Here is a 21,483-nt window from a genome sequence, read left to right as displayed (position 1 = left end):
GGCGACCGCTACCGTGCCGGTTATGCGGGTGGCGATGCTGACTCGGGAATACCCTCCGGAGATCTATGGCGGCGCGGGCGTCCACGTCACCAACCTGGTCGAGGCGCTACGACGGTTGTGTCACGTCGACGTGCACTGCATGGGTGCGCCCCGGCCGGGCGCGCACGCGCATCAGCCCGATCCGGCGCTGCGCGACGCCAATCCGGCGCTGGGGACACTGTCGGCCGATCTGACGATGGTCGACGCCGTCAGCACGGCCGATGTCGCCCACTCCCACACCTGGTACACCGCGCTGGCCGGCCGGCTGGCGGCGCTGCTCTACGACATTCCGCATGTGCTGACCGCGCATTCGCTCGAGCCGCTGCGCCCCTGGAAAGCCGAACAGCTGGGCGGCGGCTACCGGGTGTCGTCGTGGGCCGAGAAGGAGGCGACTATCGCCGCCGACGCGGTCATCGCGGTCAGCTCGGCCATGCGCGACGATCTGCTGCGGGTCTACCCGGAGCTGCGCCCGGACCGCGTACACGTGATCTACAGCGGCATCGACACCGAGGTCTGGCGTCCCCAACCCACCGGCGCCAATTCGATGCCGGCCGAACTCGGTGTCGACCCCGACCGGCCGATGGTGGCCTTCGTCGGGCGGATCACCCGCCAGAAAGGGGTGGCGCATCTGGTGGCCGCCGCCCACCGGTTTCACCCGGACGCGCAATTGGTGTTGTGCGCCGGCGCCCCTGACACACCGGAGATCGCCGACGAGGTCAGTGCCGCGGTAGCCGATCTGGCGGCCACCCGCAGCGGGGTGTTCTGGATACAGGAGACCCTGCCCGCTCGGCAGATCCGCGAATTACTGTCGGCGGCAACGGTTTTTGTGTGCCCGTCGGTCTACGAGCCGTTGGGCATCGTCAATCTGGAGGCGATGGCTTGCGGCACCGCCGTGGTCGCCTCCGACGTCGGCGGTATCCCTGAGGTGGTCACCGACGGCGAGACCGGCACCCTGGTCCACTACGACGCCGCTGATCCGGACGGCTATCACGCCGAACTCGCCGAAGCCGTCAACGCGTTGATCACCGACCCGGGCCGTGCGCAGCGCTACGGCGACGCCGGCAGGCGTCGTTGCGAGGAGGTGTTCTCCTGGGCGCGGGTGGCCGAGCAGACCTTGGCGGTCTACCGGCAGGCGGGCCGCTAGCCCCCGACCGTCACGAGTTAGCTGGTGACGGCTTTGAGTTCGTCGCCGAGCGCGGCGGCCTCATCGGGAGTCAACTCGACGACCAGTCGTCCACCGCCCTCAAGCGGTACTCGCATCACGATGCCTCGCCCCTCTTTGGTCGCTTCCAACGGACCGTCGCCGGTCCGGGGCTTCATCGCCGCCATCGAGTGCTCCCTCCAGGTACCAGCCCGCAAGCCGTGCCCATGATCTGCGCCGGGTGTGCACGGCAGTCGCAGCGTCCGGCATCGAACTGCAAATTCACTCCGCCATTCTCCCCTATCGGCGACGGCGCGTGCACAAGACCCGATTCCGTAGTGCATTTTAGTGGATCTAGACGGCTACCGGTGGCACCCAACATGCCCGGACGTGGTCGTCGACCATGCCCGTGGCCTGCATCAACGCATACGCGGTGGTAGGCCCCACGAATCGGAACCCGCGACGCTTCAATTCGCGCGCCATCGCCGTCGATTCCGGCGTGACCGCCGGAATTGCCGACAGGTCCGCCGGGCGCGGACGCGGCGGCGGGGCGAATGACCACAACAGGTCCGCCAAATCAGTGGCGCCCAGGTCAATAGTCGCGCGGGCGTTGGCGATCGTCGCCTCGATCTTGGCTCGGTTGCGCACGATGCCGGCGTCGTCCATCAGCCGGGCCACGTCGGCGTCGGTGAAACGCGCGACGGTCTCCACGTCGAAGTCGGCGAACGCCCGCCGGAAGTTCTCCCGTTTACGCAGAATCACCAGCCACGACAGTCCGCTCTGGAACGCTTCCAGACTGACCCGCTCGAACAGTGCGGCCGAGTCCCGCACCGGACGTCCCCACTCCTGGTCGTGGTAGTCGCGGTACAGCTCCGAGGCGCTGTCGACCCAGCCGCACCGGATCTGCCCGTCGTCGGGCGCGCTGCTCAACGCGACTCCTCTTCGGGCGCAGCGACCGCTTGAGCCGCGGCGAGCTGACCGCGGAGCTGGTCGAGCTCGGCGCCGAGGCGCTCCAGCACCCAGTCGACCTCACCGGTGTTGTAGCCGCGCAGCACCTGGGAGAACTTGACCGCGTCGACATCGGCACCGGTGACCCCGGAGGCCGGCAGCATGGTCGCCGTTGTCGCCCGGGGCAGCGGCGGCAGCTGCTCACCCCGGCCGAACAGCGTGCTGGCCACCCCGAACAGCAACAACGCGGTGAGCACGAGCACAACGAGATACAGCAAAACCAATGTCACGGCATCGATAGTGCCTCATCGCACCGACATGAGGGGCGGTGCCGACGGGATCAGCGCTGGCGCAGGGTGTTCATCGGTGGCCGGTCGACCAGCGACAACGGCGTGGTGCGGGGCAGATAGTCCATTCCGTCCGGGCCATCGGCCACGAACTGGGTGAGGCCCACCCCGGAATCCGGGACGCCGCACCGTGACAGCAATGTGGCGACGACTTGGCGGCTCATCACGGCCAGCTCGGCCAACGGGCGATTGCGGTGCGCCCGTACGCCCAGGTTGACCTGGGCGATCGCCTCCAGCCCCAACCGGTCGTAGGTGTCGATCAACAGCCCGATCTCCACCCCGTAGCCGGGCGCGAACGGAACCGACGCCAACAGCTCACGACTGCCCGCGTATTCCCCACCCAGCGGCTGGATCACCGCACCCAGATCCGGGCGCAGCGCGGTCAGCAGCGGTCGGGCCACCAGCTCGGTGACCCGGCCACCGCCGGTGGGTTCCTCGGTGCCGTTGACCTTCAGCGGCCGCCGATAGAAGCCTTTGACGAGGTGGACGCCGTCGCCGGTGAGCAGGGGCCCGACCAGGTTGGGCACGAACATCGGGTCGGGGTCGATCAGGTCGGAGTCGATGAACACCACGATGTCGCCGCTGGTGGCCGCCAGCGACCGCCACAGGGCTTCGCCCTTGCCGGGCTGCGGTGACACCTCCGGGACGGCCTGTTCGCGGCTGACGACGCGGGCGCCGGCGGCGATGGACCGGATCTCGGTGTCGTCGGTGGAGCCGGAGTCCAGCACGATCAGTTCGTCGACCAGGTTGTCGACCAGCGGCGTGATGCTGTCGATGACCGATTCGATGGTCGCCTGCTCGTTCAAGGCGGGCAGCACCACCGAGACGCTGCGACCGGTCTTGGCCTTGGCAGCCAGCAGCTCGGCCACCGTCCACTGCGGCCGGGTCCAGGTGCGCCCGGACAGCCGGGTGTCGTCCGGCGCCGAGACCAGGTCGGTCATGCGAGTCCCCTTACTGTGCGGGTCGGGGCCCGCACGCCCTGGATCGATGCCACCATCTCCAGTACGCGCCGGGTCGGCCCGACCTCGTGAACCCGAAACATCCGGGCTCCGGCGGCCGCCGCCAACGCGGTAGCCGCCAATGTTCCATCCAGTCGTTCGGTGAGACCCACTCCAAGAGTCTCCCCGATGAAGTCTTTGTTGGAGAGCGCCATCAGCACCGGCCATCCGGTACCGACCAAATCCTCCGTATGTCGCAACAACGCTAGCCCGTGGAAGGTGTTCTTGCCGAAATCATGGGTGGGATCGATCAGCACCCGATCCCGCGCCACCCCGGCCGCCACCGCCCGCTCGGCGGCCGCGGTGACCTCGCTGATCACCGCTTTCACCACCCCGTCGACGCTGGTGCCGTAGCTCACCCGGAACGGGCGGGTGCGCGGTTTCGCCCCTCCGGTGTGCGAGCAGACCAGCCCGGCCCCGAACTCGGCGGCCACGGCCGGCAGGTCCGGGTCGATCCCGCCCCAGGTGTCGTTGATCAGGTCGGCACCTGCCGCGCAGGCGCGTTTGGCCACCTCCGCACGCCAGGTGTCCACGCTGATCAGCTGCTCGGGGTAGGCGCTGCGCAGCCATTCGATGAACGGCACCACCCGAGCGGTCTCCGCGTCGGCGTCGACGGTCTCCCCGGGCCCGGCTTTTACCCCGCCGACGTCGATCACATCGGCGCCGTCGGCCACGGCGCGGTGCACGGCGGACTTGGCCGCCTCGTCGGTGAACGTGGCGCCCGCGTCGTAGAACGAGTCGGGGGTGCGGTTGATGATCGCCATGATCAGCGCTCGATCAGCCGCCACCGGACGACCGCAGAAGTGGGACTGCACTGCTCCATGGTGCCTGGTGGATGTGGGACCGCAATCGTCAGCCCTGACCCGCCGAAACCGACGTTTTGCAGAGAAAGTCCGAGTAGCGGCCTGCAAAACGTCGGTTTCGGTGCAGAAGCAGAAGAGTCAGCCCTTCGGTCGCTGACCCGCCGCTACTTCGCCGGGGTAGTCGGCGTAGAAGGGCACGTAGCCTTCGCCGCGGCCGGCCAGCACGTACAGCGGGTCCTCGATGACCGCACCACCGCCGCCGTAGCCCTGCTCGCGGAGCTCCACCTTGCGACTCTTGAACGTGGTGGTGTGGGCCATCGACGGCACCACCCGCACGAACAGCGGCACCGCATAGGAGGGCAGCTGGTCAAAGACCACCGCGGCCAGCCCCGGCCCGTCGAAGGTCGCGCCGTCGCGCAGTTTGACCGCGGCCATCCCGGCACGGCCACCGGTCCCGGGCACCTCGACGCCGTAGACGGCGCACTCCTCGATCGCGTCGTCGGCGCTCAGCGCGGCCTCGACCTGCGTGGTGGCAACGTTCTCGCCCTTCCATCGGAAGGTGTCGCCGAGCCGGTCGACGAACGCGGCATGCCCCATGCCCTGGGGGCGCATCAGATCACCGGTGTTGAACCAGCAGTCGCCGTCGCGGAAGGCGTTGCGCACCAGCTTCTTCTCGTTGGCCTCCGGGTCGGTGTAGCCGTCGAACGGCGAGAACCGGTTCACCGGGCTCAGCAACAGCCCGGGTTGGCCGGCAGGCACCCGTTGTACCCAGCCGTCCGCGCCGCGCAGCGGCAGGCCGGTGTCGGGGTCGTACTGCACATAGGCCAGCGGCAGCGGATAGACGCCGGTGCTGCGCGGCACATTGAACACGTTGAGGAACGCGCTGTTGCTCTCGCTGGCGGCGTAGAACTCGCAGACCCGCTTGATGCCGAACCGATGGGTGAACTCGTCCCAGATCTCCGGCCGCAGCCCGTTTCCGGCGATCACCCGCACGTTGTGCGCACGGTCGGTCGGTTTGGCGGGTTGGTTGAGCAGATACCGGCAGAGCTCGCCGATGTAGACGAAGGCCGTGGCGTCCGCGGCGATCACCTCGTCCCAGAACCGCGAGGCCGAGAACGACTTGCCCAGGGCCAGGGTGGCACCGGCGTTAAGGACCGACGACACCGCGACTGTCAGCGCGTTGTTGTGGTACAGCGGCAGGCAGCAGTACAGCGTGTCGTTGCCGCGCAGCCGCAGCCCGACGCCGCCGAAGGTCGCCAGCGCACGCAACCACCGGTAGTGCGTCATCACGCTGGCCTTGGGGTAGCCGGTGGTGCCGGAGGTGAAGATGTAGAACGCGGTGTCCTTGGCCAGTACCGCGTTGACGGAGGCGGGGTTGCCGTCCGGTGCGGTGGCGGCCAGCCGCCGGAACTCCTCGATGGTCACCGGCGCGTCGGTGCAGCCGCACTCCTTGACGGCATCGACCAGGTCGGACTCCGCAATCAGCAGGGTGGAACCCAGCACGCCCAGGCTGTGGGCCAGCACGTCAGCGCGCTGGTGGTAGTTGAGCATGCCGGCGACCCCACCGCATTTGGCGACGGCCAGCATCATCAGCACCGCGTCCGGCGAGTTGCGCAGCATGATCCCGACGACATCGCCGTGGCCGACGCCGCGCGCGGCCAGCACGGCGGCGTAGCGGTTGACGGTCTCGTTGGCTTCGCGGTAGGTCAGTTGCTGCTCGCCGAACCGGATGAAGACCCGATCACCGACTTGGGCCGCGCGGTCCTGGAAGACCTTGCCGATCGAGGCCTTGGAGGTGGGGCGAGCGCGCAGCCCGGTCCACAGCCCGCGCAGGATGGTCGGCCCGTCGGCCAACAGGCGGGGGGTACGGGCCAGAACGTCGACCAGTCCCACCTGGGTGACGGTGCCGGAGTCGTGGTCGGACACGTTATCGCCTCATTTCGCCGAAAATCGAGAGCTTAACCGGTACCGGCGGTACCGGGTGAACAGGCGTCCAGCGCCGCCTCCATCTCGCCGAACACCAGCAGACGATCCATCGCACGCCGGGCCACGAAACCGGTGTCGATCAGTCCCGACAGCCACGTCCACAGCCCCTCGTAGTGGCCGTCGGGATCGAGTAGCACCACCTCTTTGTCGTGCATGCCCAGATACCCGGCGGTCCAGGTCTCGAACAGCTCTTCCAGCGTGCCGATGCCGCCGGGAAGGGTCAGGAACGCGTCGGCGCGGTCATCCATGACCTTTTTCCGCTCGCGCATCGTGTCGGTGACGATCAGCTCGTCGGCGTCGACATCGGCCACCTCGCGATGCAGCAGCGCCTTGGGGATCACCCCGACGGTGTGCCCGCCGCGCTCGCGGGCGGCCACGGCGAGCGCGCCCATCGCCGAGACGTTGCCGCCTCCCCACACCAGCGTCCAACCCCGCTCGGCGATTGCCGCACCGACCTTGGCGGCCAACGCCAGCAGTGCCGGATCACTGGGGCCCGACGCGCAGTAGACACAGACCGCCCATTCGCTCGACCGCACACCGAAAGGCTATCGGGCCGTTGGCTCAGACCGTAAACTCTCGGCGATGCCGATCCGGTGGAACGTCCCCGAGCATTCGGCGGCGTTGCATCGGCTCACCGCAGCGCTCGACCCCGGCGGGGCCCGGGCCGGCGCGGTGGTGCTCGGTCCCGACGGGTGCGGCAAGTCCACCCTGGCCCGGTTAGCGGCCGAGGATTACGCCGACCGCCATCCCGGGACCCGGGTGTGCTGGGTGATCGGCACCCCCGCCGAGCGCGATGTGCCGTTCGGCGCCTTCAGCCATCTGGTTGCGGTGGCCGACATCGGCAAGCCCGCCGCGCTGCTGCGGGCGGCGCGCGCGTCGCTGGTCGAGGCGCGGGACCAGCTGCTGCTGGTGGTCGACGACGCCCATCTGCTCGACATCTTGTCGGCGACGCTGGTCTACCAACTGGCGCTGACCGGGACGGCCCGGGTGATCGTCACCGGGCGCGCCGACTGCTCCCCTGCGCCTCCGCCGCCGATCACCGCACTATGGGGCGACGATCTACTGACTCGCATCGACATCACCGCCGTAGATGAGGCGAATGAGGCCGGCGGCGACGTGGACGCCTTCGTGGCGGGGTTGCCGGCCGACGCGCGTGCGGCGCTGGACTACCTGGCCGTCTTCGAGCCGCTGCCGCTGGTCGACCTGATCAACCTCACCAGCGCCGACGCGGTCCGCCACGCCGAGGAACTGGGCGCGGTGGAGACCCGCACTCGCGGCGGCCGCGAACCGGACCCGGTGGTCTACACCGCGCACCCGCTGTTCGCCGAGCGGGCCCGCGACGCACTGGGACTCGACGATGCGCGTGCCCGACGTGGCGAAGTGGTCGGCGCGCTGGCAGCCCGGCCCTGTGCACACGTCGGCGAGCAGCTGCGGCTGGCGGCGCTGGCCGCCGACAGCGATGCGCCTCAGCCCGCCGCCGAGGTGGTGGACGCCGCCCAGCAGGCGTTGCGGCTGGGCGACCTGCAACTGGGTGAGCGGCTGGCCCGTCACGCCCTGGATCGGTCGGACGGGCTGGCGGCCCGCCTGGCGTTGGCGCACGCACTGGGCTGGCAGGGCCGCGGGCGCGACGCCGACGCGGTACTGGCGGCCGTCGACCCGGCCGGTCTGAGCGAGCCGGAGTTGATGGCCTGGGCGCTGCCGCGCGCCGCCAATCAGTTCTTCATGTTGGGCGAGCCCGAACGCGCCACCGCATTCCTGGCGGCCACGCGCGGTCGGGTGACCGGCGCGGCCCCGCGCATCACCCTGGACGCGCTCGGCGCCACCTTCGCGATGAATGCCGGCAACATCGGCCGCGCCGTCGAGGCCGCCACCGCGGTCCTGGCCGACCCGGCCGCCGACGACATGGCGGTGGCCTGGGCGGGCAGCGCCGCGGCCCTGTGCGCGGCGCGATCCGGCCGCTTCGCCGACGTCGGCCCCCTAGCGCGCCGGGCGCTGGAGGCCGAGCATCCCGGGGTGCTGCGGTTCACCGTCGGGCTGGCCGAGATCACCGCCCTGCTGATGGCCGACCGCCTCGCCGAGGCGCGCGAGCAGGCCTGGCAGTTCACCGATTTCGCGGAGCTGTCCCAGCCTGGCCGGGCGATCGGCGAGGTGCTGGTGGCTCAGGTGCTGATCGCCGCCGAAGAGTACGACGCTGCGACCAAAATGTTGGCACCGGCCGCGGCCACCCTGGAACGTACCGGCTACTCGTGGGGACCGCTGTCGCTGACACTGCTGGCCACCGCATTGGCCCGCCAGGCCGACATCGCCGGCGCGGCAAAGGCGTTGAGCCGGGCCGAATCCCGGCACGGCACCAAATCGGCATTGTTCGCTCCGGAGCTGGGGGTGGCCCGGGCTTGGCAGCGGGCCGGCATGCGCGATCAGCATGGGGCGATCGCCGCGGCCCGGGAAGCCGCCCGGATGGCCGAGCGCACCGGGCAATCGGCGGTGGCGTTGCAGGCCTGGGACACCGCCGCTCAGCTCGGCGATGCCCGCGCTGTCGACCCGCTGAGCCGGCTGTGCGACGAGGTCGACTGCGCGTTTGGCCGGACCGCGCTGGACCGGCTTAAGAGCTGAGGTAGCCGCGCAGCAGCCCGGCCACGGCGCTGATCTGCCCGACCGGCACCCGCTCGTCGACGGTGTGGGCCAGGTTGGGATCACCGGGGCCGTAGTTGACCGCGGGGATGCCGCGCGCGGCGAACCGCGACACGTCGGTCCAGCCGTACTTGGCCCGCACCTGACCGTCGGCGACGGCCACCAGCGCGGCGGCGGCGGGTGCGGTAAGCCCCGGCAGGGCGCCCGCGGCGGCGTCGGTCTGCTCGATCGTGACGTGCAGGCCGTCGAATACCTCCTGCACGTGGATCAGCGCCTCGTGCGGCGTGCGGTCCGGGGCAAAGCGGAAGTTCACGGTCACGCTCGCGGCATCGGGGATGACGTTGCCGGCGACTCCACCGTCGATGCGCACCGCCGACAGACCCTCGCGGTAGACGCAGCCGTCGATGTCGATACTGCGCGGCTGGTAGGCGGCCAGCCGATTCAGCACCGCCCCCAGTTTGTGGATGGCGTTGTCGCCCAGCCAGGACCGCGCCGAATGCGCCCGCGTGCCGGTCGCGGTGACGACGACCCGCAGGGTGCCCTGGCAGCCGGCCTCGATGAAGCCGCCGGTGGGCTCGCCGAGGATGGCGAGGTCACCCGCCAGCCATTCCGGCAGGTTGCGTTCGATGCGGCCCAGCCCGTTGGCGGCCGCTTCGATCTCCTCGCAGTCGTAGAACACGCAGGTCAGATCGTGCGCGGGCTCGGTGAGGGTGGCCGCCAGGTGCAGGAACACGGCGACCCCGGATTTCATGTCGACGGTGCCGCAACCGTGCAGCACGTCGCCCTCGTCAGCGGTGATGGTGCGCCGGCTGGGCAGGTTACCCGCCACCGGCACGGTGTCCAGATGCCCGGCCAGCAGCACCCGGGTCGGGCGTCCCAGATTTGTGCGGGCCAGTACCGCATCGCCGTCGCGGACGATCTCGAAACCGGAAGTCTGCGCCCGCAGCGCGGCTTCGACCTCGTCGGCAATACGCGCTTCGTGCCGCGACTCGCTGGGAATGTCCACCAGCGCTGCGGTCAGGGCGATCGGGTCGGAGTGCAGGTCCAGCACGGACTCAGCTTAGTGGGTGCGTTTCCCCGCCGAGCAGACGTGAAAGCCCCCAATTTTCGGGTCCGCAGGGGGCTTTTGCGTCTTCTCGCGCGGAGAACGTAGCCTGACCAGCGTGACTGGAGCTTCGGGCGTCGGGGTAGCGACGCTGGCCGCAGACGGATCCGTGCTCGACACCTGGTTTCCCGCACCGGAGTTGGGCGGTTCGGGCCGAGCCGGGACCACCCGCCTTGGTGCGGGCGACGTTCCCGCCGACCTGGCCGGACTGCTCGGTGCCGACGAGGACCGCGGCACCGAGACGGTCGCGGTGCGCACCGTGATCGGCGCACTGGACGAGCCCGCCGCCGACGCCTACGACGCGTACCTGCGGCTGCACCTGCTCTCGCACCGCCTGGTGGCGCCGCACGGCCTGAACGCCGGCGGCCTGTTCGGGGTGCTGACCAACGTGGTGTGGACCAACTACGGGCCGTGCGCCGTCGAGGGCTTCGAGTCGACGCGGGCCCGGCTGCGCCGGCGCGGCCCGGTGACGGTCTACGGGGTGGACAAGTTCCCCCGCATGGTCGACTACGTGCTGCCCTCCGGGGTGCGCATCGCCGACGCCGACCGGGTGCGCCTGGGTGCGCACCTGGCGTCCGGGACCACGGTGATGCACGAAGGATTCGTCAACTTCAACGCGGGCACGCTGGGTGCCTCGATGGTCGAGGGCCGCATCTCGGCGGGCGTGGTGGTCGGCGACGGCTCCGATGTCGGCGGCGGCGCGTCGATCATGGGCACGCTGTCCGGCGGTGGAACCCAGGTGATTTCGATCGGCAAGCGCTGCTTGCTGGGGGCGAACGCCGGGCTGGGCATCCCGCTGGGCGACGACTGCGTGGTCGAGGCCGGGCTGTATGTCACCGCCGGCACCAAAGTCAGCCTGCCCGACGGCAGCACCGCCAAGGCCCGCGATCTGGCCGGCGGCAACAACCTGCTGTTCCGCCGCAACTCGCAGACCGGCGCGGTCGAGGTGGTGGCCCGCGACGGCCAGGGCATCGCGCTCAACGAAGACCTGCACGCCAACTAGACCAGCGCCTGCTCCTCCTTCGCGGGGTCCCGCTGGATCGGCTGCGGCCAGGGCTGCGGAACCGGCCGCGGACGCACGATCTGCGGCCACCAGAACCAGCGCCCAAGCAGCGTCGCAATCGACGGTGTCATCAGCGACCGCACGATCAAGGTGTCGAACAGCAGGCCCAGCCCGATGGTCGTGCCGACCTGGCCGATCACGATCAAGGCGCTGACCGCCATGGAGGCCATGGTGAAGGCGAACACCAGACCCGCGGCGGTGACCACGGCACCGGTGCCGACCATGGCGCGAATCAGCCCGGTGTGCAGGCCCGCGTGGATCTCTTCCTTGATCCGCGAGACCAGCAGCAGGTTGTAATCGGCGCCGACGGCGAGCAGCACGATGACCGACATCGGCAGCACCATCCAGTGCAGCGGGATGCCCACGATGTGTTGCCAGATCAGCACTGACAGGCCGAACGCCGAACCGAGACTGAGCACCACCGTGCCGACGATCACCGTCGCGGCGACCACGGCGCGGGTCAACACCATCATGATGATGAAGATCAGGATCAGTGCGGCCGTCGCCACGATCAGCAGGTCGTAGTTGGCGCCCTGCTGCATGTCGTAGAACATCGCCGCGCTGCCGCCGAGGTAGATCTTGGCCCCCTCGAACGGTGTTCCCTTGATCGCATCGGCCGCCGCGACCTTCAGCGATTCGATGCGCGATATCCCCTCCGGTGTCAACGGGTCACCCTGGTGAATGATGGTGAACCGCACCGCATGTCCGTCCGGCGACATGAACAGCTTGATGCCACGCTTGAAGTCGGCGGTGTCGAACGCCTCCGGCGGCAGGTAAAACGAATCGTCGTTCTTCGCGGTGTCGAACGCCTCGCCCATGGCCGTGGAGTTCTCCTGCATCGCCATGTTCTGGTCCTGCTGGGCCTTCTGCACCTGGTACTGGTTGAGCAACGTCTGCTTCTGATTCTTCATCGACTGGATCTGCGCCGGCATCACCGCAACCATCCGCGGCATCAGTTCGGCCATGCGCTGCATGTCGGGCACGATCTCGTCGAAGTCGGCAGACATGGTGTCGACTCCGTCCAGGGCGTCGAAGATCGACCGCAGAGCATGACAGATCGGGATGTCGAAGCAGTGCGGCTCCCAGTAGAAGTAGTTGCGGAACACCCGGAAGAAGTCGTCGAAATCGGCCATGTGGTCCCGCATTTCGCCAATGTCGACGGCCGTGTTGGACATCTTGTCGGCCATCCGCTGCGACACTTCGGCCAGATCCTGCTGGATGTTCATCATCTCGGTCATCGAGTCGATGCTGGCCTGCAGATCATCGGCCTGGCTGAGCAGGTTCTCCAGGTTGGTCTGCATGTAGTCGTTGTTCATCAGCTGGGCCGTGCCGCTTTGACCGACGGTGTACGGGATCGTGGAATGTTTGATCGGGTCCCCGTCGGGGCGGGTGATGGTCTGCACCTGGGCGATACCGTGCACGTTCTTGAGGGCCTTGGCGATCTTGTCGATCACCAGGAAGTCCGCCGGGTTACGCAGATCCCGATCGGTTTCGATCATCATCAGGTCCGGGTTCATCTTCGCCTGGGAGAAGTGCCGGAACGCCGCTGAGTAGCCCACGTTCGCCGCGACGTCATCGGGCAGGTAGATGCGGTCGTTGTAGCTCGTGTGGTACCCGGGCAACGTGAGCAGGCCGATCAGCGCCGCCGCAACGGCGGCCACCAGGATCGCTCCGGGCCAGCGGACGGTGGCCGTACCGACCCGGTGCCACCCGGTCGACCGCGTGACGCGCTTGGGTTCCAGAATCTTGCCGAAGCGACTGCACACCGAGATGACTGCGGGCCCCAGGGTCAAGGCCGCGGCGACCACGATCACCATGCCGATCGACAGCGGGAAGCCCATCGTCTGGAAGTACGGCAGCCGCGTGAAGTGCAGGCAGAACGTGGCCCCGGCAATGGTCAGCCCGGAGGCCAACACCACATGCGCGGTCCCGTGGAACATGCTGTAGTAAGCGGTTTCTCGGTCCTCGCCGGCTTTGCGCGCCTCCTGATATCGACCGATCAGGAAGATCGCGTAGTCGGTGGAGGCGGCGATGGCCAGCGTCACCAGCATGTTGGTCGCGAACGTCGTCAGGCCGAACAGGTTGTGGAATCCCAGGAATGCCACCAGTCCCCGGGCGGCCGACAGCTCGAAGACGACCATCAGCAGCACGATCAGGGTGGTGATGATGGATCGGTAGACGCCCAACAACATCACCGTGATGACGGCGAAGGTGAGCATCTCGATGGTTTCCATGCTCTTGTCGCCGACATGGTTCTGGTCGGAACTTGTTGCCGCCGGCCCCGTCACGTAGGCCTTCACGCCGGCGGGGGCGGGCCCTTCGGACGCGATGCGGCGCACCGCATCCACCGACTCGTTGGCCAGCGTCTCCCCTTGGTCACCGGCGATGTAGACCTGAACGTAGGCGGCCTTGCCGTCGGCGCTCTGGGCGCCCTTGGCCGTCAGTGTGTCGCCCCAGAAATCTTGGACGTGCTGCACGTGGGCGGTGTCGGCACGCAGATCGCGCACCATCTGGTCATAGAACTCGTGCGCTGCCGCGCCCAGCGGCTCTTCGCCTTCAAGCACGATCATCACCGAGCTGGAGGTGTCGTACTCCTGGAACACCTTTCCGACGCGCTTGGTGGCGATCATCGACGGGGCGTCGTTGGGGCTCATCGACACCGCACGCATCTTGCCGACTTCCTCGAGCTGAGGCACGACGATGTTCAGTACGGCAACGAAGGCGATCCAGGCCAAGATGATCGGCACCGCGAACTTGCGGATGAATCGGGGCAGCCCCGGGCGGGCGGCGTGACGCGCGGCCGGAATGGGTTCGGTCGGCGCGCCGGCCGTCGGCGCGCTCATGCGGCCTTCACAAAGCAGAAGGTTTCGGCGTTCACTCCGGTAGCCGTCCTTTCCTGTTTGACCTCGTCGTCGACGGTCACCCGGCAGCTGATGCTGTCGCCGTCGCCCTGGGCCAGGATGTTGGGCATCACCGAGGGCAAGGTGGTCTGCAGAGTCAGAGTCCACGGCAACGCGACATCGGTGACGCGCTGCGGCTTGCCTTCGAGGTCCATGTAATTGATGACGGCAGTGGTGCCCGAACCGAAGATCTCGTAGGTCACGAACTTCGGGTTGAAGTCCTCGGCGTTATCGGAGGACAAGTCGGTCACGACGACCGGATGCGCACCGAACACGGTCCGCAGCTGTGCGACGGTGACGGCTCCCGCCACCACCGCCATCACGATCAAAGCGGGCAGCCAAACCCGGCTGATCAGCCTTTTCATCGTCCGCCCTCCCCGACGTTGACCAGGCCGGTCGCCGTCTCCGCTCCAGGTAGCTAAGCTAACTATGTAAGCGGATTAAGTCAATCCGGTTTGATGTTGCGCCCATTACACTTGGCAGGTGAACGTGAGTGAGACGACGGAGCGCCCGTTGCGCAAGGACGCCGAGCGCAACAGGAAGCGCATCCTGGAAGCGGCCCGCGACCTGTTTGCCAGCAAGGGATTGGAGCCCAACCTCAACGACGTCGCACACCATGCGGGCGTCGGGGTGGGCACGGTCTACCGACGGTTCGCCAGCAAGGAGGAGCTGCTCGAGGCGATCTTCGAAGACGGCCTGAACCAGCTGGCGGATTTGGCGCAAGCAGCTCTGCAACAACCAGATCCCTGGCAGGGGTTCGTCTGGTACGTCGAGCAGATGTGTGAGATCACCGCGACCGACCGGGGATTGCGGGAGATCGCCTTCAGCAAGTCATACGGCGGCGATCGCGTGACAGCTGCCCAGGAGCGACTCATTCCGGTTCAGAAGCGCCTCGTCGAACGGGCGCGCAGCGACGGCCGCCTGCGCCCGGAACTGTCCGATACCGACATGCCGATCTTCGGTCTGCTGGCCGGCACCGTGAGCGAGTTCGCCGGCCATGTCGACGCACACCTGTGGCGTCGTTTTGTGGCCATCCTTATCGACGGGATGCGCTGTCGCAGTGATCAATTGCCGCTGCCGGTGGCCGCCCTCAATGACGACGCAGTCCAGTGCGCAATGCGAAGCTGGGAACCGGCAGGCCCCTGCGGCGACCGCAGCCGCGAATGAGCTGAGCGCTACAGCATCGCCCTGCTGATCTTGTCGCTGTCTTTCCCGATCGTCTTGCAATAGGCGCTGACCGCCACCTGCGTTCCCGACAGCTCCAGGTTCGAGGGCTCGCCGCCCTTTCGGTCCTTGAGCATCTTGGCGATCTCGGAGCGCTGCTTCTCGTCGGTGTGGCCGTTGAACTCTCCGCAGGTGGTGTCGCCACCCTTGTTGATGACCTTGTCCACCGCCGAGCACCCGCCAAGCAGGACCGTCGCGCCGGCGAGAACGGTGACGGCGACGAGACTGAATCGGTTCCTAGGCTTCACGGGGCCCACCCTTCTGGTTGCGATTCGCCCAAGCGGAGCCTACGTCAGCAGCGCTTTCTTGAGCACCTTTCCCATCGCGTTGCGCGGCAACGCATCCACGATCCGTACCTCGCGAGGCCGCTTGTGCGCCGACAGCTGTTGACCGACATAGTCGATCAATTCGCTGGGTTGCGCAGCGCCGCCGGCCGAGGGTACGACGAACGCGACGATCCGCTGCCCCAGGTCTTCGTCGGGCAATCCGACGACGGCCACTTCAGATACCGCGGGATGGCCCAGCAACGCCGTCTCGATCTCACCGGCCCCGACCCGGAAGCCGCCGGTCTTGATCAGATCGACCGATTCGCGGCCGACGATCCGATGCATGCCGTCGCCGTCGATCACCGCCACGTCCCCGGTGCGGTACCACCCATCGGCGTCGAACGCCTCGGCAGTGGCGTCGGGCCGGTTGAGATAACCGTTGAACAGCGTCGGCCCCCGCACCGCGAGCCGGCCGATCGTCGCGCCGTCGTGCGGCACCGGGCCGCCGTCATCCGCGACGAGCTTGGTCTGCACCCCGTGCAGCGGCAGGCCCACCCATCCCGGGCGCCGTTCGCCGTCGACCCGGGTGCTCAGCGTGATCAGCGATTCGGTGCTGCCGTACCGCTCGATGGGGGCATGACCGGTCTGGGCGACGAGGGCTTCGAACACCGGGACGGGAAGCGCCGCGCTGCCCGAGACCAGCAGCCGCGCGGGCCGCAGCGCTGCGGCAGCACTCGCATCGGCCACCACCCGCGACCACACCGTGGGCACCCCGAAATAGAGCGTGCCGCGTGCCGCCGCGTATGCCTCCGGCGTCGGCTTGCCGGTGTGTATGAAGCGGTTGCCTACCCGCAACGAACCCAACAGACCCAAGACCAAGCCGTGAACGTGGTACATCGGCAAGCCGTGCACCAGCACGTCATCGGGACTCCACTGCCAGGCCTGTGCCAGTGCGTCCAGGTCTGCGGCCAGCGCCCGCCGGCTCAGTTGCACACCTTTGGGCGGGCCGGTGGTGCCGGAGGTGTAGATGATCAACGCGGTGTCGTCTTCGCCGCGTGAATCCGGTTCGGGCAATTGGTGCGACGATCCGGCGCGCGCCGGGAAATGCGGTAGCCCGGCAAGGTCGTCGGGCCGCTCCCCCAGCCAGGCCTGCGCTCCCGAGTCACGCAGGATGTGCTGGCGTTCGGCGATGCCGACGTCAGCGGGGACCGGTACCACCGGGACCCCGGCGAGCAGACAGCCGGTGACCGCCAGCACGGTCTGCGCTGTGGGGGTGGCCAGCACCGCGACCGTCGACGCCCCGGCAAGGTCTTCAAGCACTGCCGCGGAAGCGGTACTCAGCTCGGCACGGCTCAGTAGGGTGTTGTCGATACGCACCGCATCGGCGATGTCCGAGGCGTTCGAGCCGTCGGCAGCCAGCGAGGTCAGCAGCATCTGGGGGACGTTACCCGGTCCGCACCGCTGGCCCAGCCGACCGACCGGACGGCGGCCGACCGCCACAAGTGGTATCAACGAGTCAGTTCCCTTAATTTATGGGCAACTCCTCAAGGAGAGGTACTCCCATGCACGACCAGTCCGTCCAGCGGCAGGGCACCGCTCGCAGTCAGCGGTTGCCACGCAACCAGCAACGGGACCGGGTGCTGCGGTTGGTGGGCGCCGCCAGTGGAGCGGTCGACGCCGCCGAGCTCGCCGAGCGGATGAACCTGCACGTCACCACGGTGCGCTTCCACCTCGATGCCTTGTGCGAGGAAGGGGCGGTCGCCCGGACCCGGATCAAACGTGACGGCGTCGGGCGGCCCCGCACCGGCTACGTGGCGGTGCGTGACCGCCTGGATTACCGCAGCCTGGCCGAGATATTGGCCATGGAGCTCGGCGAGACCGCCGCCGAACGCCAGGAACGTGCCGAACGAGCGGGCCAGCGTTGGGCCGACCGGATCTTGGCCTCCGACGACACCGCCGCCGAGGGCCCCGCCACGCCGAACGGATCGGCCGCCGACGCCGGCATCGACGAGTGCGCCGACCGGATCGCGGGGATCTTCGCGCGGATGGGGTTCGGCGCGGAACTGACCGCGGCGACCGAGGACGGCGAGCGCCGGCGCACGATCCTGCTGCACGCGTGCCCGGTTCGCGACTTGGCCCGAGCACACCCCGAGGTCAGCTGCGCCATGCACCGGGGCCTGCTGCGTGGGCTGCTCAACGCCGAGAACGCTCCCGGCGGCAGCGCAGAGTTGGAACCGTTCGTCGAACCGGAACTGTGCATCGCCAGGGTGATCGGCAGCTGACCCGGCCGGCTCGACGCAGAATCGTTACTCCGCGTCGTCGGCGAATTCGCAGAACGCCGTGTAGGCACGAGCCCCGTAAATGGTGGCCGGACCGCCGTGCATGAGAATGCTGACGCCGATGGCCTCGGCGGCCTCCTGCTTGGTGGCCCCGGCGCGTGCCGCCGCCCGTGCGTGTGAGGCGATGCATCCGTCGCAGCCCTGCACCACACCCATCGCCATCGCCATCAGCTCTTTGACCTTGCGTTCCAAGGCGCCGGATTCGAAGGTGGCCTTGCTCATCTCGCCGAACGCCTGGTAGACGCCGGGAATCTGTTGCCGAAGGTCACGGTGCTGCGGGTTCAGTTCGTTGAGGACTTCCTGGTAATGACTCATACCCCCTAGGGTATCAGGCTCACGGCGTCGCCATGTGCGGGTAGCCGTGCTCGGTGGGCGGCAGAAAGGTCTCTTTGATCGTTCGCGCCGACGTCCAGCGCAGCAGGTTCAGCGGTGAACCCGCCTTGTCGTTGGTGCCCGAGTTGCGCGATCCGCCAAACGGCTGCTGCCCCACCACTGCACCGGTCGGTTTGTCGTTGACGTAGAAGTTCCCGGCGGCAAACCGCAACCGCTGCAGTGCGGTACGCACCGCGTGCCGGTCCTCGGCGATGACCGCCCCGGTCAGCGCGTAGCGCGATCCGGTGTCGATGAGGTCGAGAATCTGCACGTACTGCTCGTCGGCGTAGACGTGTACCGACAGCAGCGGGCCGAAGTATTCCGTGCTGAACATCTCGTCGGCCGGATCATCGGAGAGCAGCACCGTGGGCCGCACGAAGTAGCCCACGCTGTCGTCATAGTCACCGCCGACCGCGATCTCGACTCCGGTGGCGGCTTTGGCGCGCTCGATGGCGCGCACGTTCTTGGCGAACGCCCGCCCGTCGATCAGCGCGCCACCGAAATTGGTCAGGTCGGTGACGTCGCCGTAGCGTAGCTCCGCCGTGGCGGCCAGCAGGTCGTCGCCGAAGCGCCGCCACAACGAGCGCGGAATGTATGCCCGGGAGGCGGCCGAGCACTTCTGCCCCTGGTAGTCGAAGGCACCGCGAATCAGCGCAGTACGCAACACGTCCGGCCGCGCCGAAGCATGCGCCACCACGAAGTCCTTGCCGCCGGTCTCGCCGACCAGTCGCGGATAGCTGCCGTACCGGTCGATGTTGGCGCCCACCTGACGCCACAGCGCGCGGAAGGTCTCCGTCGAGCCGGTGAAGTGGATTCCGGCCAGCCGCGAATCCGCCAGCGCCACCTCGGAAACCGCGTAGCCGTCCCCGGTGAGCAGGTTGATCACCCCCGGTGGCAGCCCGGCCTCCTGCAGCAGCTGCATGGTCAGGTAGGCGGCGAGGGTCTGGGTGACAGACGGCTTCCAGATCACCGTGTTGCCCATCAGGGCCGGGGCGGTGGGCAGGTTGCCGGCGATCGAGGAGAAGTTGAACGGGGTGATGGCGTAGACGAACCCGTCCAGCGGCCGGTAGTCGCTGCGGTTCCACACTCCCGCGCTGCTGATGGGTTGCTGCGTCAGGATCTGGCGGGCGAACGCGACGTTGAATCGCCAGAAGTCGATGAGCTCGCACGGCGCGTCGATCTCGGCCTGATAGACGGTCTTGGACTGGCCGAGCATGCCCGCGGCGGCGATGGTCTCCCGCCACGGGCCGGCCAGCAAGTCGGCAGCGCGCAGGAAGATCGCCGCGCGCTCGTCGAACGGGGTTGCCGCCCAGTCGCTCTTGGCCGCGGCTGCGGCTTCGACCGCGGCGGTGGCGTCGGCATGGGTAGCGTTGGTCAGCGTGCCCAGCACGGCGGCGTGCCGGTGCGGCTGGACGATGTCGATGCGCGCACCATCGCCCATCCGATGCCGGCCGGCAATGATGTGCGGCAAGTCGCGGGGTTGGTCGGCGAGCGCAGCCAGCGCGGTGCGCAGTCGGGTGCGTTCCGCCGAGTCCGGCGCGTAGTCGTGGACCGGCTCGTTGACCGGAACCGGTACTTCGGTGATTGCGTCCATAAACCAGGATGCGCCCAGATACGCTGCCGCGCTCGGTCACCCGGCGGCGTAGGCCACGGCAACCTCAGCGGCCACCCGCGCATTGGCCAACACCAGGGCGACGTTGGCGGCCACCGATGCGCCGCGCGTCTCGCGGTGGAAATAATCCAGCAGGAACGGGGTGACGTCCTTGCCGTGGATGTCCGCGGCCCGCGCGGCGGCCAATCCATCGGCCAGCACCCGGTCATGCAGTTCGCGGTCCAGCTCGGCGTCGGCGGGAATCGGGTTGGCCAGCACCAGGCCGTAGCCGTCGGTGCCCAGCCGGTCGCGAGCCCGCAGCACCGCGGCAGCCTGTTTGGGCGTCTGGACCCACCAGTCGAGTGGGTGGCCAGAGTCGGCGAGGTAGAAGGCCGGAAAGCGGTCGGTTCGGTAGCCGATCACCCCCACCGACAGCGTCTCCAATCGCTCCAACGTGGCACCGATGTCCAGGATCGACTTCACGCCCGAACACACCACCAGCACCGGGGTGCGCGACAGGGTGGTCAGATCCGCGGACTCGTCGTAGCTGTGTTGTGCGCCGCGATGCACACCGCCCAATCCGCCGGTGGCGAACACCGTGATTCCGGCTGCCGCCGCCAGGTGCGCGGTCGCGGCGACCGTGGTCGCACCGTCCCCGGCCACCGCGGCCAGCATCGCGATCTCGCGGACACTGACCTTGATCGCCGTGCCACCGATGGCGATGCGATGCAGCGCATCGTCGTCGAGGCCGATGTGCGGCTGGCCGTCGACGATCGCGATGGTGGCCGGTACCGCACCCGCCGAGCGCACGGCATGCTCGATGGCGCGCGCAATGCGCAGATTGTCCGGACGCGGCAGACCGTGGCTGATGATCGTGCTCTCCAACGCCACCACGGCCCGCCCGGCGGCCAACGCCTCGGCGACCTCGGGATGGATGCGCATCCGCTCAGCCTATGGCGCGCGGCGATCGGCGCGTATCGATCGTGTCGGGGCAGCCTGGTAGCGTCCGCGACTGTTCACCGGACTGGAGGTGCCGTGGTCGACCAGCGACGCAGGTGGCCAGCCTGTTTTGCCGCGCTCACCGCGGCCCTGCTGATCGTGGCGCCGGCCGCCACCGCGGACCCGGTTCCGGTCGGGGCCGCCGACGGATCCGCCGAGCTGGCCATGCTCGACGCGCTGCCGATCAAGGGCCGCGCACCCAAGACCGGCTACTCGCGCGCCCTGTTCGGCCAGGCGTGGAGCGACGACGTCACGGTCCCCGGCGGGCACAACGGGTGCGACACCCGCAACGACATCCTGCGCCGCGACCTGCTCGACATCGAGACCAGGCCGGGCACCGCTGATTGCGTGGTGACATCCGGTGTCTTGAACGATCCCTACACCGGCACCGTGATCGCGTTCCAGCGCGGTCGGGCTACCTCCCAGGCGGTGCAGATCGATCATGTCGTGGCGTTGTCGGATGCCTGGCAGAAGGGCGCCCAGCAGTGGGATGAGCTCACGCGCCGCAACTTCGCCAACGATCCGCTGAACCTGCAGGCCACCAGCGGGCCGGTCAACGAGCAGAAGGGCGACGGCGACGCAGCCACCTGGCTACCGCCCAACAAGTCCTATCGCTGCGCCTACGTCTCGCGGATCGTCGCGGTGAAGTCCGGCTACGGCCTGTGGGTGACCCAGGCGGAACACGACGCGATCGAGCGGATTCTCACCGGCGAATGCGGCGCGCCGGGCCG

Annotated in this window: 20 protein-coding genes and 1 pseudogene; 6 read left to right on the top strand and 15 right to left on the bottom strand. The window is 68.5% G+C overall.

The genetic code is table 11. From position 1 onward, the window contains the following. The first annotated feature begins 22 nt into the window (after positions 1-22). Positions 23-1,183, top strand: coding sequence for a glycogen synthase (gene glgA / locus ACKY0X_RS06115; protein ID WP_409428718.1), 1,161 nt, complete (start codon positions 23-25; stop codon positions 1,181-1,183). A gap of 17 nt (positions 1,184-1,200) precedes the next feature. On the opposite strand, the gene ACKY0X_RS06110 is transcribed toward glgA, so the two are convergent. The 7 genes from ACKY0X_RS06110 to ACKY0X_RS06080 form a co-directional block, all read right to left on the bottom strand. Next, complete coding sequence (locus ACKY0X_RS06110; protein WP_003885506.1) at positions 1,201-1,368, bottom strand: DUF3117 domain-containing protein; 168 nt, start codon at positions 1,366-1,368, stop codon at positions 1,201-1,203. 166 nt (positions 1,369-1,534) lie between these two features. Continuing rightward, positions 1,535-2,110, bottom strand: coding sequence for a DNA-3-methyladenine glycosylase I (locus ACKY0X_RS06105; protein WP_409428717.1), 576 nt, complete (start codon positions 2,108-2,110; stop codon positions 1,535-1,537). Beyond that, entirely contained in the window at positions 2,107-2,418 is a 312-nt protein-coding gene (locus ACKY0X_RS06100; RefSeq protein ID WP_409428716.1) for a DivIVA domain-containing protein, read from the bottom strand. The genes ACKY0X_RS06105 and ACKY0X_RS06100 overlap by 4 nt, the downstream gene beginning before the upstream one ends. A gap of 50 nt (positions 2,419-2,468) precedes the next feature. Then, complete coding sequence (locus ACKY0X_RS06095) at positions 2,469-3,416, bottom strand: glucosyl-3-phosphoglycerate synthase (RefSeq protein WP_409428715.1); 948 nt, start codon at positions 3,414-3,416, stop codon at positions 2,469-2,471. Continuing rightward, the gene (folP, locus tag ACKY0X_RS06090) at positions 3,413-4,237 is read right to left on the bottom strand and encodes a dihydropteroate synthase (RefSeq protein WP_409429525.1); all 825 of its coding nucleotides are present in this window, start codon (positions 4,235-4,237) and stop codon (positions 3,413-3,415) included. Before folP ends, ACKY0X_RS06095 begins: the two co-directional genes overlap by 4 nt. A gap of 177 nt (positions 4,238-4,414) precedes the next feature. Continuing rightward, the gene (gene fadD6 / locus ACKY0X_RS06085) at positions 4,415-6,202 is read right to left on the bottom strand and encodes a long-chain-acyl-CoA synthetase FadD6 (protein WP_409428714.1); all 1,788 of its coding nucleotides are present in this window, start codon (positions 6,200-6,202) and stop codon (positions 4,415-4,417) included. Positions 6,203-6,234: 32 nt separating this feature from the next. After that, a complete protein-coding gene (locus ACKY0X_RS06080) occupies positions 6,235-6,798 on the bottom strand; it encodes a TIGR00730 family Rossman fold protein (RefSeq protein WP_065039420.1) in 564 nt (187 codons plus the stop codon). 46 nt (positions 6,799-6,844) lie between these two features. Between ACKY0X_RS06080 and ACKY0X_RS06075 the strand changes: the two genes are divergently transcribed. Beyond that, on the top strand, positions 6,845-8,875 hold the full coding sequence (locus tag ACKY0X_RS06075) for an AAA family ATPase (RefSeq protein ID WP_409428713.1): 2,031 nt from the start codon (positions 6,845-6,847) through the stop codon (positions 8,873-8,875). On the opposite strand, the gene dapE is transcribed toward ACKY0X_RS06075, so the two are convergent. Next, positions 8,865-9,944: a succinyl-diaminopimelate desuccinylase gene (dapE, locus tag ACKY0X_RS06070; protein ID WP_409428712.1), complete on the bottom strand. Its 1,080-nt coding sequence runs from the start codon at positions 9,942-9,944 to the stop codon at positions 8,865-8,867. The genes ACKY0X_RS06075 and dapE overlap by 11 nt on opposite strands. Before the next feature lie 103 nt (positions 9,945-10,047). On the opposite strand from dapE, the gene dapD reads away from it, so the two are divergent. Further along, entirely contained in the window at positions 10,048-11,001 is a 954-nt protein-coding gene (gene dapD, locus ACKY0X_RS06065) for a 2,3,4,5-tetrahydropyridine-2,6-dicarboxylate N-succinyltransferase (RefSeq protein WP_409429524.1), read from the top strand. On the opposite strand, the gene ACKY0X_RS06060 is transcribed toward dapD, so the two are convergent. Both ACKY0X_RS06060 and ACKY0X_RS06055 read right to left on the bottom strand, forming a co-directional pair. Further along, positions 10,998-13,904, bottom strand: coding sequence for an RND family transporter (locus tag ACKY0X_RS06060; protein ID WP_409428711.1), 2,907 nt, complete (start codon positions 13,902-13,904; stop codon positions 10,998-11,000). The two genes, dapD and ACKY0X_RS06060, sit on opposite strands and share 4 nt — an antisense overlap. Then, on the bottom strand, positions 13,901-14,326 hold the full coding sequence (locus ACKY0X_RS06055) for an MmpS family transport accessory protein (protein WP_065039415.1): 426 nt from the start codon (positions 14,324-14,326) through the stop codon (positions 13,901-13,903). The genes ACKY0X_RS06060 and ACKY0X_RS06055 overlap by 4 nt, the downstream gene beginning before the upstream one ends. Before the next feature lie 124 nt (positions 14,327-14,450). On the opposite strand from ACKY0X_RS06055, the gene ACKY0X_RS06050 reads away from it, so the two are divergent. Next, positions 14,451-15,128, top strand: coding sequence for a TetR/AcrR family transcriptional regulator (locus ACKY0X_RS06050; RefSeq protein WP_409429523.1), 678 nt, complete (start codon positions 14,451-14,453; stop codon positions 15,126-15,128). A gap of 8 nt (positions 15,129-15,136) precedes the next feature. On the opposite strand, the gene ACKY0X_RS06045 is transcribed toward ACKY0X_RS06050, so the two are convergent. Both ACKY0X_RS06045 and ACKY0X_RS06040 read right to left on the bottom strand, forming a co-directional pair. Beyond that, positions 15,137-15,433 (bottom strand): hypothetical protein, encoded by a 297-nt coding sequence (locus tag ACKY0X_RS06045; protein ID WP_409428710.1) that lies wholly within the window; start codon positions 15,431-15,433, stop codon positions 15,137-15,139. 39 nt (positions 15,434-15,472) lie between these two features. Continuing rightward, complete coding sequence (locus ACKY0X_RS06040; protein WP_409428709.1) at positions 15,473-16,885, bottom strand: acyl-CoA synthetase; 1,413 nt, start codon at positions 16,883-16,885, stop codon at positions 15,473-15,475. 128 nt (positions 16,886-17,013) lie between these two features. Here ACKY0X_RS06040 and ACKY0X_RS06035 point away from each other — a divergent pair, with 128 nt between their 5' ends. Continuing rightward, the gene (locus ACKY0X_RS06035; protein ID WP_409428708.1) at positions 17,014-17,733 is read left to right on the top strand and encodes a helix-turn-helix transcriptional regulator; all 720 of its coding nucleotides are present in this window, start codon (positions 17,014-17,016) and stop codon (positions 17,731-17,733) included. Between the two features lie 24 nt (positions 17,734-17,757). On the opposite strand, the gene ACKY0X_RS06030 is transcribed toward ACKY0X_RS06035, so the two are convergent. Genes ACKY0X_RS06030 through ACKY0X_RS06020 form a run of 3 tightly spaced genes read right to left on the bottom strand, consistent with a single transcriptional unit; the run spans position 17,758 to position 20,695 of the window. Further along, positions 17,758-18,105, bottom strand: a complete 348-nt coding sequence (locus ACKY0X_RS06030) for a carboxymuconolactone decarboxylase family protein (protein ID WP_409428707.1) — start codon at positions 18,103-18,105, stop codon at positions 17,758-17,760. Between the two features lie 19 nt (positions 18,106-18,124). Then, a complete protein-coding gene (pruA, locus tag ACKY0X_RS06025) occupies positions 18,125-19,756 on the bottom strand; it encodes an L-glutamate gamma-semialdehyde dehydrogenase (protein WP_409428706.1) in 1,632 nt (543 codons plus the stop codon). A gap of 36 nt (positions 19,757-19,792) precedes the next feature. Continuing rightward, positions 19,793-20,695, bottom strand: a complete 903-nt coding sequence (locus ACKY0X_RS06020; protein WP_409428705.1) for a pseudouridine-5'-phosphate glycosidase — start codon at positions 20,693-20,695, stop codon at positions 19,793-19,795. 93 nt (positions 20,696-20,788) lie between these two features. On the opposite strand from ACKY0X_RS06020, the pseudogene ACKY0X_RS06015 reads away from it, so the two are divergent. Then, positions 20,789-21,475 (top strand): annotated as a pseudogene (locus tag ACKY0X_RS06015) (HNH endonuclease family protein); the annotation flags it as partial. Positions 21,476-21,483: the final 8 nt, after the last annotated feature.

This window comes from Mycobacterium sp. SMC-11 (assembly GCF_046250095.1).
GTDB classification, from domain to species: Bacteria; Actinomycetota; Actinomycetes; order Mycobacteriales; family Mycobacteriaceae; genus Mycobacterium; species Mycobacterium heraklionense_A.
The sequence above is the reverse complement of the archived record's forward strand: the minus strand, read 5'-3'. Positions and strand labels throughout refer to the sequence as shown.

What these genes read in the sequence shown, in the direction of transcription:
- ACKY0X_RS06030 (WP_409428707.1), bottom strand. Translation starts at nt 18,105, where the DNA reads ATGAGTCATTACCAGGAAGTCCTCAACGAACTGAACCCGCAGCACCGT.
- ACKY0X_RS06110 (WP_003885506.1), bottom strand. Translation starts at nt 1,368, where the DNA reads ATGGCGGCGATGAAGCCCCGGACCGGCGACGGTCCGTTGGAAGCGACC.
- ACKY0X_RS06095 (WP_409428715.1), bottom strand. Translation starts at nt 3,416, where the DNA reads ATGACCGACCTGGTCTCGGCGCCGGACGACACCCGGCTGTCCGGGCGC.
- ACKY0X_RS06055 (WP_065039415.1), bottom strand. Translation starts at nt 14,326, where the DNA reads ATGAAAAGGCTGATCAGCCGGGTTTGGCTGCCCGCTTTGATCGTGATG.
- pruA (WP_409428706.1), bottom strand. Translation starts at nt 19,756, where the DNA reads ATGGACGCAATCACCGAAGTACCGGTTCCGGTCAACGAGCCGGTCCAC.
- ACKY0X_RS06060 (WP_409428711.1), bottom strand. Translation starts at nt 13,904, where the DNA reads ATGAGCGCGCCGACGGCCGGCGCGCCGACCGAACCCATTCCGGCCGCG.
- ACKY0X_RS06040 (WP_409428709.1), bottom strand. Translation starts at nt 16,885, where the DNA reads ATGCTGCTGACCTCGCTGGCTGCCGACGGCTCGAACGCCTCGGACATC.
- ACKY0X_RS06075 (WP_409428713.1), top strand. Translation starts at nt 6,845, where the DNA reads ATGCCGATCCGGTGGAACGTCCCCGAGCATTCGGCGGCGTTGCATCGG.
- glgA (WP_409428718.1), top strand. Translation starts at nt 23, where the DNA reads ATGCGGGTGGCGATGCTGACTCGGGAATACCCTCCGGAGATCTATGGC.
- folP (WP_409429525.1), bottom strand. Translation starts at nt 4,237, where the DNA reads ATGGCGATCATCAACCGCACCCCCGACTCGTTCTACGACGCGGGCGCC.
- ACKY0X_RS06020 (WP_409428705.1), bottom strand. Translation starts at nt 20,695, where the DNA reads ATGCGCATCCATCCCGAGGTCGCCGAGGCGTTGGCCGCCGGGCGGGCC.
- ACKY0X_RS06035 (WP_409428708.1), top strand. Translation starts at nt 17,014, where the DNA reads ATGCACGACCAGTCCGTCCAGCGGCAGGGCACCGCTCGCAGTCAGCGG.